General features: G+C 73.6%; 9 protein-coding genes. 3 read left to right on the top strand and 6 right to left on the bottom strand.

Going from position 1 to position 14,577, the window contains the following annotated elements:
• Positions 1–88 precede the first annotated feature (88 nt).
• A complete protein-coding gene (locus BU197_RS15605; RefSeq protein WP_188268893.1) occupies positions 89–1,033 on the bottom strand; it encodes an EamA family transporter in 945 nt (314 codons plus the stop codon).
• Positions 1,034–1,148: 115 nt separating this feature from the next.
• Between BU197_RS15605 and BU197_RS15600 the strand changes: the two genes are divergently transcribed.
• A complete protein-coding gene (locus tag BU197_RS15600) occupies positions 1,149–2,060 on the top strand; it encodes a LysR family transcriptional regulator (RefSeq protein WP_188268892.1) in 912 nt (303 codons plus the stop codon).
• Positions 2,061–2,241: 181 nt separating this feature from the next.
• On the top strand, positions 2,242–4,068 hold the full coding sequence (locus BU197_RS15595) for a glycoside hydrolase family 3 protein (RefSeq protein ID WP_188268891.1): 1,827 nt from the start codon (positions 2,242–2,244) through the stop codon (positions 4,066–4,068).
• Positions 4,069–4,152: 84 nt separating this feature from the next.
• On the opposite strand, the gene BU197_RS15590 is transcribed toward BU197_RS15595, so the two are convergent.
• From BU197_RS15590 to speB, 5 genes are all read right to left on the bottom strand, one after another.
• The gene (locus BU197_RS15590) at positions 4,153–5,598 is read right to left on the bottom strand and encodes a S28 family serine protease (protein WP_188268890.1); all 1,446 of its coding nucleotides are present in this window, start codon (positions 5,596–5,598) and stop codon (positions 4,153–4,155) included.
• A gap of 100 nt (positions 5,599–5,698) precedes the next feature.
• The gene (locus BU197_RS15585) at positions 5,699–6,112 is read right to left on the bottom strand and encodes a hypothetical protein (RefSeq protein ID WP_188268889.1); all 414 of its coding nucleotides are present in this window, start codon (positions 6,110–6,112) and stop codon (positions 5,699–5,701) included.
• Positions 6,113–6,364: 252 nt separating this feature from the next.
• On the bottom strand, positions 6,365–10,096 hold the full coding sequence (locus BU197_RS15580) for an ABC transporter ATP-binding protein (protein ID WP_188268939.1): 3,732 nt from the start codon (positions 10,094–10,096) through the stop codon (positions 6,365–6,367).
• 219 nt (positions 10,097–10,315) lie between these two features.
• Positions 10,316–11,995 carry a thiamine pyrophosphate-binding protein gene (locus tag BU197_RS15575; RefSeq protein WP_188268888.1) on the bottom strand — a complete coding sequence of 560 codons (1,680 nt, stop codon included), beginning with the start codon at positions 11,993–11,995 and terminating at the stop codon, positions 10,316–10,318.
• Positions 11,996–12,924: 929 nt separating this feature from the next.
• Positions 12,925–13,911, bottom strand: a complete 987-nt coding sequence (gene speB, locus BU197_RS15570) for an agmatinase (protein WP_188268887.1) — start codon at positions 13,909–13,911, stop codon at positions 12,925–12,927.
• A 112-nt stretch (positions 13,912–14,023) separates the two neighbouring features.
• Between speB and BU197_RS15565 the strand changes: the two genes are divergently transcribed.
• Positions 14,024–14,577, top strand: a 554-nt coding sequence (locus tag BU197_RS15565; RefSeq protein WP_188268886.1) for a PucR family transcriptional regulator ligand-binding domain-containing protein, incomplete at its 3' end; no start/stop codon positions are given.

Below are 14,577 nucleotides of genomic sequence, written 5' to 3'. Positions count from 1 at the left end.
CGTAAGCCGTGCGGGTCGCGTAAGCCGTGCGGGTCGTGCCCGTCCCGGGGGCTTCCGGGACGGGCACGGCCCGGGGGTGCCCCGGGTGTCACCCCCGGGTCACCCCGCCGCCGACCAGCGGGTCCGGGGCGTCCGTCACCCGTTCCACCGGCGCGGGTGACGGCGGGGCGGGCGGCGGCGATCCCCGCCACAGCGAGGTCAGCGCCACGCCGCCGACGAGCAGCGCCGCCGCGCACCAGCGCAGTCCGCTGACCCCCTCCCCCAGGAACAGCGCCGCCGACGACATCCCGAAGACCGGGACGAGGAGCGAGAACGGCGCCACGGAGGACGCCGGGTAGCGGCGCAGGAGCCAGCCCCACGCGCCGAAGCCGAAGATCGTGGTCACCCAGGCGACGTAGACGATGACGCCGAGCCCGGCCCAGTCGAGGCCGCGCAGCGCGGCGAGGTCCCGCTCGGGGCCTTCGAGGAGGAGCGAGAGGGCCAGCAGCGGCAGGATGGGCACGGTGCTGACCCAGACCATGAAGTTGAGCGCGTCGGGCGGGGACGCCTTGCGGGTCAGGACGTTGGAGACGCCCCAGCAGACCGCCGCGGCGATCACCAGGACGAAGCCGACCAGGGGACCCGAGGTGCCCTCGTCGAACGCCGCCACCGCGATGCCGACGAGCGCGATCGCCATGCCGGCCAGCTTGACCCGGCCCGGCCGCTCCCCGAGCGCCACGAAGGCGAACAGGGCCGTGAAGACCGCCTGGATCTGGAGGATCAGCGAGGAGAGCCCGGCCGGGGCTCCCAGGTCCATGCCGGTGAAGAGCAGGCTGAACTTGGCCACGCCCAGGGCGAGGCCGACCCCCACGATCCACTTCCAGGCCACCTTGGGCCGGCCGACGAGGAAGACGGCGGGCAAGGCGGCGGCGAGGAACCGGAGGGCGGAGAAGAGCAACGGCGGGAAGTGGCCGAGGCCGATCTCGATGACGACGAAATTGACTCCCCAGACAGCGGCTACCAGCGCTGCCAGGGCGATGTGTGCGGGGCGCATGGTCAGAGGATCCCCGGGGCGACCGTGTAGCACCAGCACGGATCTCTACATGGTTGGATGTAGCAGCACTTCATCCGCTGCTCCGCCCTCCCCCGTAGCCCCCGAGGTGGTCACCGTGCTGGACATCGGCCGTCTTCGGGCCCTGCACGCCGTCTCCGTCCACAAGACGGTGGGCGGCGCCGCCGAGGCCCTCGGATACACCCCGTCCGCGATCTCCCAGCAGATCACCAAGCTGGAACGGGAGACCGGCACGACCCTGCTCGAACGGCAGGGCCGGGGCATCCGGCTCACCGACGAGGCCCATCAGCTGGCCGCCACCACCAGCCGCCTCCTCGCCCTGATGGAGGAGGCGGAGGTACGGCTCGAAGAGCGGCGCGGCAAGCCCTCCGGGCGGCTCGCCATCGGCTGCTTCCCGAGCGCGGCGCGCGGTCTGATGCCCCGGGCGCTCGCGGAGCTGACCCGGCTCCACCCCGACCTGGACGTGCGGCTCTCCGAGGTGGACACGCATCTGTCGGTCGACCTGGTGGCCCGGGGCGTGATCGACCTGGCCGTGGCGCACGACTGGGACATCGCGCCGCTGCCCGCGCCGCCGGGGGTCGAGCAGGTGGTCGTCGGCGCCGACCTCTGCGACATCCTCGTCCCCCGGGACCATCCGCTGGCGGCCCGGGAGTCGGTGCGCCGGGAGGATCTCGCGGGCGAGCGGTGGATCTCGCAGCCGCCGGGCTCCGTCTGCCACGACTGGCTCGTACGGACCCTGCGGGCGACCGGCTACGAGCCGCTGATCGCCCATCAGGCGGCGGAGAACCACACGCAGGTGGCGCTGGTGGCGGTCGGTCTGGGCATCGCCCTGGTCCCCCGGCTGGGGCGCGGGGCGCTGCCGCCCGAGGTGGCGCCGATCCGGCTCGACCCGATGCCGAAGCGCCTGCTGCACGCCATGTGGCGGACGGGCGCGGCCCGCCGCCCGGCGATCCGCGAGACGGTCCGCACCCTCCAGGAACTCTGGCCGGAGATCGCGGCATCGGTCTGAGCCGCCGTGCGGGCGGGCTCGCGGGGGCGGGGCCGTCAGCGGTGGCCTATGAGTCTCACAGTAAATAAGTCGGGCTCTGCGCGCCGGTTTTCCGCGCGGAGCCTTGACCCGGCAGTAACTTTCCGGCTATCCGTGACGTTCTGGAAGTTTCCTTCAACCCGTACGGCCGGAAGGAGCACCTGTGCACCACCGCGCCCCCGCCCCCTCCCGACGCACTCTCCTCACGGTGACCGCCGCCGCCGTGGCGGCCGCCGTCACCGGGGTGAGCACCCCCGCCCACGCCGGGCCGGAACGGCCCGACGACCGGCGGCTTCGGCGGATCATCGGCCGGATGTCCCTGGCCGAGAAGGTCGGCCAGCTCTTCGTCACCCGGGTGTACGGCCACTCGGCGACCGCGCCCGACCAGGCGGACGTCGACGCCAACCTCCAGGAGATCGGCGTCCGGACCGCCGCCGAGGCCGTCGAGCGCTACCACGTGGGCGGTGTCATCTACTTCACCTGGGCCCACAACACCCGCGACCCGGAGCAGATCGCCGAGCTGTCCAACGGCATCCAGCGGGCGGCGCTCGCCCAGGGCACCCCGGTCCCGGTCCTCGTCTCGACCGATCAGGAGCACGGCATCGTCTGCCGGGTGGGCAAGCCCGCGACCCTGCTGCCCGGGGCGATGGCCCTGGGCGCCGGGGGTTCGCAGGCGGCGGCCCGGGGCGCGGCGCGGATCGCGGGCGCCGAGCTGGCGGCGATGGGCATCCGGCAGAACTACGCCCCGGTCGCCGACGTGAACGTCAACCCGGCCAATCCGGTCATCGGCGTCCGCTCCTTCGGCTCCGATCCGGCTGCGGTGTCCGGGATGGTCGCCGCGCAGGTCGAGGGGTATCAGCGGGCCGGGGTGGCGGCGACCTCCAAGCACTTCCCCGGGCACGGCGACACGGCCGTGGACAGCCACTACGGGCTGCCGGTCATCACCCACAGCCGGGAGCAGTGGGAGGCGCTCGACGCCCCGCCGTTCCGGGCCGCGATCGCCGCCGGGATCGACTCGATCATGACGGCACATCTGGTGGTCCCGGCGCTCGACCCGAGCGAGGACCCGGCGACGCTCTCCCGGCCCATCCTCACCGGTGTGCTGCGCGAACGCCTGGGCTACGACGGGGTGGTGGTGACCGACTCGCTCGGCATGGAGGGGGTCCGGACCAAGTACGGCGACGAGCGCGTCCCGGTGCTCGCCCTGAAGGCGGGCGTGGACCAGCTGCTGAACCCGCCGAAGCTGGAGGTGGCCTGGAACGCGGTCCTGAAGGCGGTCCGGGACGGCGAGCTGACGGAGGCCAGGCTTGATGAATCGATCCTTCGCATCCTGCGTCTGAAGGCCAAGCTGGGCCTCTTCCGCGATCCGTACGCGAGCCTGGCGGGCGTGCGGCGGGTGGTGGGGAGCCCCGGCCATCTGGCACGGGCCGACCGGATCGCGGAGGCGACGACGACCCTGCTCCGCAACGAGGGCGGGTTCCTGCCGCTGAGCCCGGCGCGGCACGGTTCGGTCCTGGTCGTGGGCGCCGATCCGGCCTCGCCCTCGGGGACCACGGGCCCGCCCACGACGACGCTCGCGACGGCCCTGCGGGAGCTGGGGTTCACCGCGACGGCGCTCTCCACGGGGACCGCTCCGACGGCCGCGCGGATCGAGGAGGCGGTGGCGGCGGCGGCCGGGAAGGACGTGGTGCTGGTCGGCACGTACAACGTCACCGCGAGCAGCGGCCAGCGGACCCTGGTGGCGCGGCTCGTGGCGACCGGGGTGCCGGTGGTGACGATCGCGATCCGCAATCCGTACGACGTGGCGCAGCTGACCGGCCAGCGGGCGACCCTCGCCGCGTACTCCTGGACCGATGTCGAACTCCGGGCCGCCGTGCGGGTGCTGGCCGGGCGGGCGCGGCCCCGGGGCAGGCTGCCGGTGCCGGTGCAGAGCGCCGAGGACCCGGGCCGGGTGCTGTTCCCGGTCGGGTACGGGCTCTCGTACCGCTGACGAAGGGGAGGGCGGGGGCGCGTCCCGCCGGACGCGCCCCCGCCCTCGTCTCACCGGAGCCCTACGGCTCCGCTCGCCGGAGCGCTACGGCCGCAGGCCGTGCTCGCGGGTGGTGTCCTCGTCGACCAGCTGGTCGATGCGGGCGTCGAAGCGCGCGAGGGGCTTCGCGGCTGCGACGGCCGGGGCGGGGACTCCGGCCCAGGCGAGGATGCGGGCGGTGGCGTTCGCGCGCTCGGCGGGGACGAGACCGTCCACGTTGGCGCCGTGGTTGGCGCCCGGGGCCACGTACACGTAGCTGTCGCGGGCGCCCTTGCCCAGGTGGAACTGCTCCGAGCCCCAGGGGTCGTTGCCGCCGTAGACGAAGAGCATCCGGTCCGCGTTGTTGCGGACCCACTTGTCGACGTCGCGCATGGCCTGCGGCTGGAACTTCATCGGGATCTCGCGCGGCACGAAGTTGCGGGCGGGCTGGTAGCCGTAGCGGCTGAGGCCCTTGAGGTGCGGCTGCTTGATGGAGGGCGAGCCGAGCTGGGTGGCCGCCTGGTAGTAGTAGGGGGTGTACGGCTCAAGGCCCTGGTCGGTGTAGGCGGACCAGCCGGAGTAGGCGTCGATGGTCTCGTAGACGGTGTCGTCGCTCGCGGTCTTCGCGTCCGGGATCTGGTCGCAGACGTCCTGGCCGTAGTACTGCCAGAAGCCCCACACGAAGTCGAGGACGACGGCCTCGTAGGCCTTGTCGAGCGAGCCGATCGTGCGGAAGGTGGCGCCCTCCGACTCGGCCCACGCCTTGTACTTGGCCTCCAGCGGTCCGCGCCGGACGAGCGCCTCGCGCTGCATGTTGTTCAGGCGGTCGCGGCACTGCTTGGTGCCGACGGTCTCGAAGAAGCGGTCGTACGCCGAGTCCTCGTTGTTCACCACGTCGTTGGGGGCCACGTAGGCGACGACGCCGTCCATGTCCTGCGGGTAGAAACGCTCGAAGTAGGTGGCGGTCATGCCGCCCTTGGAGGCGCCGGTGGAGAGCCACTTCTCGCCGTAGATCTTCTTCAGCGCGGTGTAGATCCGGTGCTGGTCGCTGGCCGCCTGCCAGATGTCGAGCTTCGACCAGTCGGCGGGCTGCGGGCGGGAGGGGGTGAAGTAGCGGTACTCCATGGAGACCTGGTTGCCGTCGACGATCCGGGTCGGTTCGGCGCGGCTGGGGGTGGTGCTCAGCGAGTAGCCGCTGGTGCGGAAGACCGTGGGGCGGTCGGTGCCCTTGTGGAGGATGGAGATCCGCTGGTCGAACGTCCCGGCCCAGGGGCGCTTGTGGTCGATCGGCTGCTTGTAGTTGAGGACGAGGAAGCGGTAGCCGGCGACCGGCTTCTCCTCGATGAGGCTCATCCCGGGGATCGCCAGGATGCGGTCCTTGATGTCCGTGCTCTGCGAGTCCGCGACGGCCTTGCTGCCGGTGTCCGGGTCCGCGGCGGTGGCCACCCCGGCCGTGCCGACGGTGCCTATGAGCACCGAGAGCGACAGCATCCATCCGAGCGACTTGCGCATTCGTCCTCCCCTTGGTTCACAACGGTGCCGTGAACCTAGCGGGGGCGGTGGACGGCTCGCCAGACCCTGTCGGTCCTTGCCCCGGTGACTTTCCTGTGGATCAGCACAGGATCCAGCCGGTGGCCGTGCCCCGCCCGGCGACCGAACCGGTGGCGCGGACGCAGCGGTTGAGGGAGTGCACGGTCACGGGCCCGCTCTGCCGGTCGAACCGGCCGGCCCGGACGGCGGCCCGGCCGCCGCGCGGCTGGAGCGAGACGGTCATCGGGCGGCGGGTCCCCGGGCGTTTGGCGACGGTGACGGCGCAGGCGTAGTGGCGGCTGCGGTAGATCCGCAGCTCGCCGGTGGCGAAGGCGATGGTCCTGGTCGGGCGCCCCTGGCAGACGGAGGCGGCCTCGGCGGTCCCGGCGCCGGGAAGGGGACCGGGAAAGGGCAGGGCGAGCAGCAGGGCGGCGGCGAGCACGGGCAGCAGGACCCGCGCCACCGTGCGGCCGGGCGGTGCCGGATGGCTGGGCATGTGATCCCTCCCCGGATGATGGACCGTACAGGCGTACGACGCATCGCGCCCCGGAACGGTTGCCTCCGCAGCACCTGGCACCGGCCGGCCCAGGTCACCTCGGACGCCGCGCCCGAAGGTCCGCCCGGCCGCCTCGGCAACCCGCCGGGGCGTGCGCCGCCCTGGGGAGCGGGGGCCCGGCGGGGGCCTGGCGGGGGGAGCAGGGGGGGAGCAGGGGCCCCAAGGGTTACCGGTCCCGCCCCGCGCCCCGGCTCACACCCGCTCCGGCTCCGCCTCCCCCACGAAGGTCCGCCACAGCGTCGCGTACTGCCCGTCCAGGGCCAGGAGTTCCTCGTGGCTGCCGTCCTCCACCACCCGGCCGTGGTCCATCACGACCACCCGGTCGGCGCGGGCTGCGGTGGTCAGCCGGTGGGCCACGACCAGGGTGGTGCGGCGGCCCGCGAGCCGGTCGGTGGCCAGGTTGACCTGCGCCTCGGTGGCCAGGTCGAGCGCGGCCGTGGCCTCGTCGAGCAGGAGCACGTCGGGGTCGACCAGCTCGGCGCGGGCCAGGGCGACGAGCTGGCGCTGCCCGGCGGAGAGGTCGCGGCCCCGCTCGGCGACCTGGTGCAGATAGCCGCCGTCGAGCGTGGCGATCATGTCGTGGGCGCCGACCGCGCGGGCCGCCGCCTCCACCTCGGCGTCGCTCGCCCCGGGACGCCCGTACGCGATGGCGTCGCGGATCGTCCCGGCGAAGAGGTACGCCTCCTGCGGGACGACGCCGAGCCGGTGCCGGTACGCCGTGAGGTCGAGGTCCCGCAGGTCGATGCCGTCGGCGGTGACCCGGCCGCCCGTCGGGTCGTAGAACCGGGCGACCAGCTTGACCAGGGTCGACTTGCCCGCGCCGGTCTCGCCGACGAAGGCGACGGTCTGCCCGGCCGGGATGCGCAGGTCGATGCCGGTCAGCGCGGTCTCCTTCTTCGCGGCGCCGTCCTCACCCTGATAGGCGAAGGAGACGTTCTCGAAGGCGATCTCGCCGCGCAGCGCGGGCACCGGCAGCGGGGCGTCGGCGACCTCGGTCGACGTCGGCTCCTGGAGCAGTTCCTGCATCCGCTTCAGCGAGACGGCGGCCTGCTGGTAGCCGTCGAAGACCTGCGAGAGCTGCTGCACCGGGGCGAAGAACAGATCGATGTAGAGGAGGTAGGCGACGAGCGCGCCGGTGGTGAGCGTGCCGCCCTCGATCCGGTGCGCGCCGACGATCATGACGGCGGCGGCGGCCACCGAGGAGAGCAGGGTGACGAACGGGAAGTACACCGAGATCAGCCACTGGCCCCGCACCCGGGCCTCGCGGTAGGAGTCGCTGCGCTCGGCGAACCGGGCCGCGCCGTCGGCCTCGCGGCGGAACGCCTGCACGATCCGCAGCCCCGAGACGGACTCCTGGAGGTCGGCGTTGACCACGCTGATCCGCTCGCGCGCCAGCTCGTACGCCTTCACGCTGGAGCGGCGGAAGTAGTACGTGGCGATCGCCAGGACCGGCAGGGTCAGGAAGACCACCAGGGCCAGCTGGAGGTCGAGGACGAGCAGCGCCGCCATGATCCCGAAGAAGGTCACCACGGAGACGAAGGCGGTGACCAGACCCGTCTGGAGGAACGACGACAGGGCGTCCACGTCCGTGGTCATCCGGGTCATGATCCGGCCGGTCAGCTCGCGCTCGTAGTAGTCGAGCCCCAGCCGCTGGAGCTGGGCGAAGATCTTCAGCCGCAGCGAGTAGAGGACCCGCTCGCCGGTGCGGCCGGTCATCCGGGTCTCCGCCGTCTGCGCCACCCACTGCACGAACACGGTCACCAGGGCGAGCGCGGAGGCCGCCCAGACGGCCCCGATGGCGAGCTGGTTCACGCCCTGGTCGATGCCGTGCCGGATCAGGATCGGCAGCAGCAGCCCGGCGCCCGCGTCGACGGCGACCAGACCCAGGCTGATCAGGAGCGGAAGGCCGAAGCCCCGGAGCAGCCTGCGCAGCCCGTACGACTCCTCGGGGGCGACCGCGCGGGCCTCGTCGACGTCGGGGACGTCGTCGGCGGGCGGCAGGGCGGCCACGGCGGCGAGCAGCTCGGGGGTGGCCCCGGGGGCGCTGTCCTCCCGCTCGGGCGTCTCCTCCCGTACCCACAGGGTGGGGGTGATGCCCCGCTCGGCGTCGAACTCGGCGTCCAGCTCGGCCCGCAGGGTGTGGTCCTCGGGGACCTCCACGGGGACGGGGTGGCCGGGCGAGACGCCGCCCAGCTCGTCGGGGTCGGTGAGGAGACGGCGGAAGAGCGGGGAGCGGGCCTCCAGCTCGGCGTGGGTGCCGATGTCGGCGAGCCTGCCGTCCTCCAGGACGGCGATCCGGTCGGCGAGGCCGAGGGTGGAGCGGCGGTGGGCGATCAGGAGGGTCGTCCGGCCCGCCATGACCGACTTCAGGGCCTCGTGGATCTCGTGCTCGACCTTGGCGTCGACGGCGGAGGTCGCGTCGTCCAGGAGGAGGAGCCGGGGGTCGGTGAGGATCGCGCGGGCGAGCGCGACGCGCTGGCGCTGGCCGCCGGAGAGGGTGAGCCCGTGCTCGCCCACCTTGGTGTCGTACCCCTCGGGCAGTTCGGCGATGAAACGGTCCGCCTGGGCGGCGCGGGCGGCGGCCTCGATCTGCTCCCCGGTGGCGTCCGGGAGGCCGTAGGCGATGTTGGCGCGGACGGTGTCGGAGAAGAGGAAGGAGTCCTCGGGGACCATGCCGATCGCGGCGCGCAGCGAGTCGAGGGTGAGCGTCCGGACGTCGTGGCCGCCGACGAGGACGGCGCCCCGGGAGACGTCGTAGAAACGGGGCAGGAGGAGGGAGACGGTGGACTTGCCGGAGCCGGAGGCGCCGACGACGGCGACGGTCTCGCCGGGCCTGATCTCCAGGGAGAAGCCGTCGAGGACGGGGTGGCCGTCCCGGTAGGCGAAGCTCACGTCGTCGAACTCGACGGTGGCGGGCGCGTCCGACGGCAGTTCCCTGGTGCCGTCCTGGATGACCGGCTCGGTGTCGATCAGGTCGAGGACCCGCTCGACGCCCGCACGGGCCTGCTGGCCGACGGTGAGGACCATGGCGAGCATCCGGACCGGGCCGACGAGGGAGGCCAGATAGGCGGAGAAGGCCACGAAGGTGCCGAGGGTGATCTGGCCCCGGTAGGCGAGCCAGCCGCCGAGGGCGAGGACGGCGACCTGGCCGAGGGCGGGGACCGCCTGGAGGGCGGGGGTGTAGCGGGCGTTCAGCCGGATCGTACGGAGCCGTCCCGCGAAGAGCTTCCGTCCGGCCTCGCGTATCTTGCCGGTCTCCTGGTCCTCCTGGCCGAAGCCCTTGACGACCCGGACGCCGGTCACGGCGCCGTCGACGACCCCGGCGACGATCGCCGCCTGCTGCTGGGCGAACCAGGTGGCCGGGTGGAGCCGGGAGCGGCTGCGCCGGGCGATCCACCACAGGGCGGGGGCGACGGCGAGGGCCACGAGGGTCAGCGGCGGGGAGAGCCAGGCCATCACGGCCAGGGATATGAGGAAGAGCAGTATGTTCCCGATGGTCATCGGGAGCATGAAGAGCAGGCCCTGGATCAGCTGGAGGTCACTGGTGGCCCGGCCCACGACCTGCCCGGTGGACAGCTCGTCCTGCCGGCGCCCGTCGAGCCGGGTGATGGTCGCGTACATGTCGGTACGCAGATCGTGCTGTACGTCGAGCGCGAGCCGTCCGCCGTAGTAGCGGCGGACGTAGGTGGTGGCGTAGACGAGGACGGCTGCGACGAGCAGCAGCCCGGTCCAGAAGCCGAGCCCCCGGCTCTTCGCCCCGATGACATCGTCGATGATCACCTTGGTGATCAGCGGGACCAGCGCCAGCACGGCCATGCCGAGCAGCGAGGACCCGAGCGCGAGCACCACATTGGTCCTGTAACGCCAGGCGTATCCGGCCAGCCTGCGCGCCCAGCCCTGTTGTTTCTCCCCGACCGTCGCCACGAAGGCCTCCCGTCCGTCCTGCGCTACCGCCACCCCCAACACCCCCGACGTGCGATTTCATCCCGCTGAAACAATTCGGGAGGGTGGGACGGGAGGGGCGGGGACGCGGACGTTTCCGGACGGACGGGCTTCGGGGGGGGCGGGTGGGCCTCACCGGGGGGGTGGGCCTCACAGGTGGGCGGGCCTCACCGGCGGGTGGGCCTCACAGGTGGGTGGGCCTCACAGGTGGGTCGGGGCGAACATCCGCAGCCGGGCCGGGAGGACGACGACCGAGGGGCCGGGGGCGGCGAGGGACTTCGCGAGGTCGGCGGCGAGGGTCTCGGGGCTCGTCAGGACGCCCGGGACGCCGAACGACTCCGCCAGGGCGACGAAGTCCGGGCGGGCCAGCTCGGTGCCGGTGGCCTCGCCGAACGCGTCCGTCATGTACTCGCGCAGGATGCCGTAGCCGCCGTCGTCGACGATCAGCCAGGTCACGTCGAGGTCGTACTGCCGGGCCGTGGCCAGCTCCGCGATCGAGTACATCGCGCCGCCGTCGCCGGAGACCGCGAGGACCGGGCCGCCCTCGGCGACGGCCGCGCCGAGGGCGGCGGGGAAGGCGTAGCCCAGACCGCCCGCGCCCTGCGCGGAGTGCATGGTGTTCGGGTGCCGGGCGTCGAAGGCCGACCAGGCCCAGTACGCCAGGATCGTCATGTCCCAGAAGCTCGGCGCCCGGTCGGGCAGCGCCTCCCGGACGGCCGCGACCAGCCCCTCCTCCAGACCGAGGCCCTGCGCCTCGATCCGCTCCCCGACCTTGGCGAGGACGGCGGCGACCCGCTCGGGCGCGGTCGGGTCGCGCCGCTCGGGGACGGTCTCCAGGAGCGCCTGGAGGGCGAGGCGGGCATCGGCGTGGATGCCGAGCGCCGGGTGGTTGGACTCCAGCTTTCCCGCGTCGGCCTCGATCTGCACGATCCGGCCGCGCGGGGCGAAGGTGTGGTAGTTCGAGGACAGCTCGCCGAGGCCCGAGCCGACGACGAGGAGGACGTCGGCGTCCTCCAGGAAGTCGGTGGTGTGCCGGTCCTCCAGCCAGGACCGCAGCGAGAGCGGGTGCTCCCAGGGGAAGGCGCCCTTGCCGCCGAAGGTGGTGACCACGGGTGCGTCGAGGCGTTCCGCGAGCGCGCGGAGCTTGCCGGAGGCGTCCGAGCGGACGACGCCGCCGCCCGCGACGATCACCGGGCGCTCGGCCGTCGCCAGGAGATGCGCGGCGAGCGCGGTCAGCTCGGGGCGCGGGGCGAGGTCCTCGGGGCCCGCGTCCATCGCCGTGACCACGGGCAGCGCGGTCGGCGCGAGGAGGACGTCCTGCGGTATCTCGATCCACACCGGGCCGTGCGGGGCGGTGAGCGCCGATTCCCAGGCCGCCGCGAGGGCCGAGGGGATCTGGGACTGCGTACGGACGGTGTGGACGGACTTGACCACGTCCCGGAACGAGGCCTGCTGGTCGCGCAGCTCGTGGAGGTAGCCGTGGCGTCCGCCGCCGAGCCCGGCGGCCGGGACCTGGCTGCCGATGGCGAGCACGGGCGCGGAGGCGGCGGCGGCCTCCTGGAGCGCGGCGAGCGACATCAGGGCGCCGGGCCCGGTGGAGAGCAGCAGCGGGGCGGCCTCGCCGGTGATCCGCCCGTAGGCGTCGGCGGCGAAACCGGCGTTGTTCTCGGCGCGCAGCCCGACGTACCGGAGGGAGGAACGGCGGAGCGCGTCGAACATGCCGAGGGCGTGCTGACCGGGCAGCCCGAAGACGGTCGTGGCACCGAGCCCGGAGAGCGTCTCGACGACGAGATCCCCACCGGTCCGCCCGGCGGGCGGATTCAACGCCGCCTCGATCTGAGCATCGGTGGGGCGCAGAACCAGGTCGTGGTCGTGGGTCATGGGGGTCCCTCGGGGCGGTCGGCGGGGTGAGCGGGGGCGGGCGGGGCGGTGACGGTCCGGAGTGCGGTCCGGACGGGATCCGGATTCCGGACCGGTCCGGGCTGGACCGGGCTGGACCGGGCTGGACCGGGCTGGACCGGACCGGTCCGGGCTGGACCGGGCTGGACCGGGCTGGACCGGGCTGGACCGGGCTGGACCGGGCTGGACCGGGCTGGACGTGGGGTGCCCCGGACCGGATACGGACCCGGGCCCGATCCTGGCCCGATCCGGACGGGGTGCAGACCGGTCCGGACCGGATGCGGACCTGGTCCTGGCCCGATCCGGACTGGTCCGGACTCGGACCGGACTGGTCCGGACTCGGACCGGACTGGTCCGGACTCGGACCGGACTGGTCCGGACTCGGACCGGACTGGTCCGGACTCGGACCGGACTGGTCCGGACTCGGACCGGACTGGTCCGGACTCGGACCGGACTGGTCCGGACTCGGACCGGACTGGTCCGGACTCGGACCGGACTGGTCCGGACTCGGACCGGACTGGTCCGGACCGAGCCCAGGCCAATCCGGATCCCCGTCCGGATCCCGTCCGGGTCAGGTCCGCACTCGGTCCGGACCGAATCGGGTCCGGATCGGGTCCGGATCGGGTCCGGATCGGGTCCGGATCGGGTCCGGATCGGGTCCGGATCGGGTCCGGATCGGGTCCGGATCGGGTCCGGCGTGGTCGTGCCCCGGTCGATTGTCCCCGGACGGGCCCGCCACGGGCGATCCGCACCCGGCGGCTCCGCTGTACCGCCCTCGGCCTCGCCCCGGCCCCGGCCCCCGGCCCCGGCCCCTGGCCCCCGGCACCACACCTCGTACCGCAGCCGAGGAGGCAACGGACGGGGCGGGGCCCAGCCAGGCCCCCTACCGCCTACCCCCTCCCCCTACCCCCCTACCCCTCCGCGCGCTCCGCCGCGCGCCCCGCCGCGATCTGCCGGGACATGATCGTCGTCAGTTCGTACGCCGTGTGCGAGGCCGCGACCGCGGTGATCTCGGCGTGGTCGTAGGCGGGGGCGACCTCGACGACGTCGGCGGAGACCAGGTTGCAGGAGGAGAGGCCGCGGAGGATCTCCAGGAGTTCGCGGGAGGTCATGCCGCCGGCCTCGGGGGTGCCCGTGCCGGGGGCGTGGGCCGGGTCCAGGCAGTCGATGTCGATGGAGATGTACAGCGGGCGGTCGCCGATGCGCTGCCGCAGCTGGTCGGCGACCTCGTCGGCGCCCCGGCGGTAGACGTCGGCGGAGGTGACGATGCCGAAGCCCATCTTCTCGTCGTCGGTGAGGTCCTGCTTGCCGTAGAGCGGGCCCCGGGTGCCGACGTGGGAGAGGGCCTCGGTGTCGAGGATGCCTTCCTCGACGGCCCGGCGGAACGGGGTGCCGTGGGTGTACTCGGCGCCGAAGTACGTGTCCCAGGTGTCGAGGTGGGCGTCGAAGTGGAGCAGGGCCACCGGGCCGTGCTTCTTCGCGACCGAGCGGAGCAGCGGCAGGGCGATGGTGTGGTCGCCGCCCAGGGTCATCAGCCGGGCGCCGCCCGCGAGCAGGTCGTCGGCGGCCGCCTCGATGGTGTCGACGGCCTCGTTGATGTCGAAGGGGTTGGCGGCGATGTCCCCGGCGTCCGCGACCTGGGCGAGGGCGAACGGGGAGGCGTCCTGCGCGGGGTTGTACGGGCGGAGCAGCCGGGAGGCCTCGCGGATCGCGTTGCCGCCGAAGCGGGCGCCGGGGCGGTAGGAGACGCCGGTGTCGAAGGGGACGCCGACCACGGCGATGTCGGTGGCGCCGACCTCGTCGAGCCGGGGGAGCCGGGCGAAGGTCGCGGGCCCGGCGTAACGCGGGACGCGGGACGAGTCGATCGGGCCGCGCGGGGTCTGCTGGTCGCTGCTCATGGCCGGGTCCTCCTGGGCTGTCGTGGGTCCGGCTCGACCGTAGGACGCCCGGGGAGGCACGGTGAAGTGGATGATTCCTCCATACAGCGGGCTTCGGGTGTACGAAGAGACCATGACCGCGAACGTTCCGGAACCCGACTCCCCTCCCCCCACCTCCGCCCCCACCCCTCCCTCTCCCCCTCCTCCCCCGTCCCCTTCCCCTCCCCTTCCTCCGACGCCGCCGGTGCCGCTCGCCGCGCTGCTCGCCCGGCCGGAGCTGGGCTTGCGGCTGCTCGCCGGGCCCGGGGACGTACCCCTGCACTGGGTGCACACCTCGGAGATGGCCGACCCGTACCCGTACCTGCTCGGCGGGGAGCTGCTGATGACGGCGGGGGTGCAGCTCGCCGATCCGGCGCGCTATGTGGAGCGGGTGGTGGCGGCGGGGGCCGCCGCGCTCGCCTTCGGGGTGACCCCGGTCTACGACACCGTCCCTGAGGGGCTCGTCGAGGCGTGCGCCCGGCAGGGGCTTCCGCTGGTGGAGGTCGGGCCGGGGACGCCGTTCACGGCGGTGGCGCGGGCGGTGTGGCGGCTGATGGCCGAGGCGAGGCTGCGGGAGCTGCGGCGGGTGACGGAGGCCCAGCGGTCCCTGGCGGCGGCGGCCGCCCGTCCGGCGCCGGTCCCGGCGGT

The organism is Streptomyces sp. CBMA291, assembly GCF_014596525.1.
Taxonomy (GTDB): Bacteria; Actinomycetota; Actinomycetes; order Streptomycetales; family Streptomycetaceae; genus Streptomyces.
This window is presented reverse-complemented; position numbering and strand designations above follow the sequence as displayed.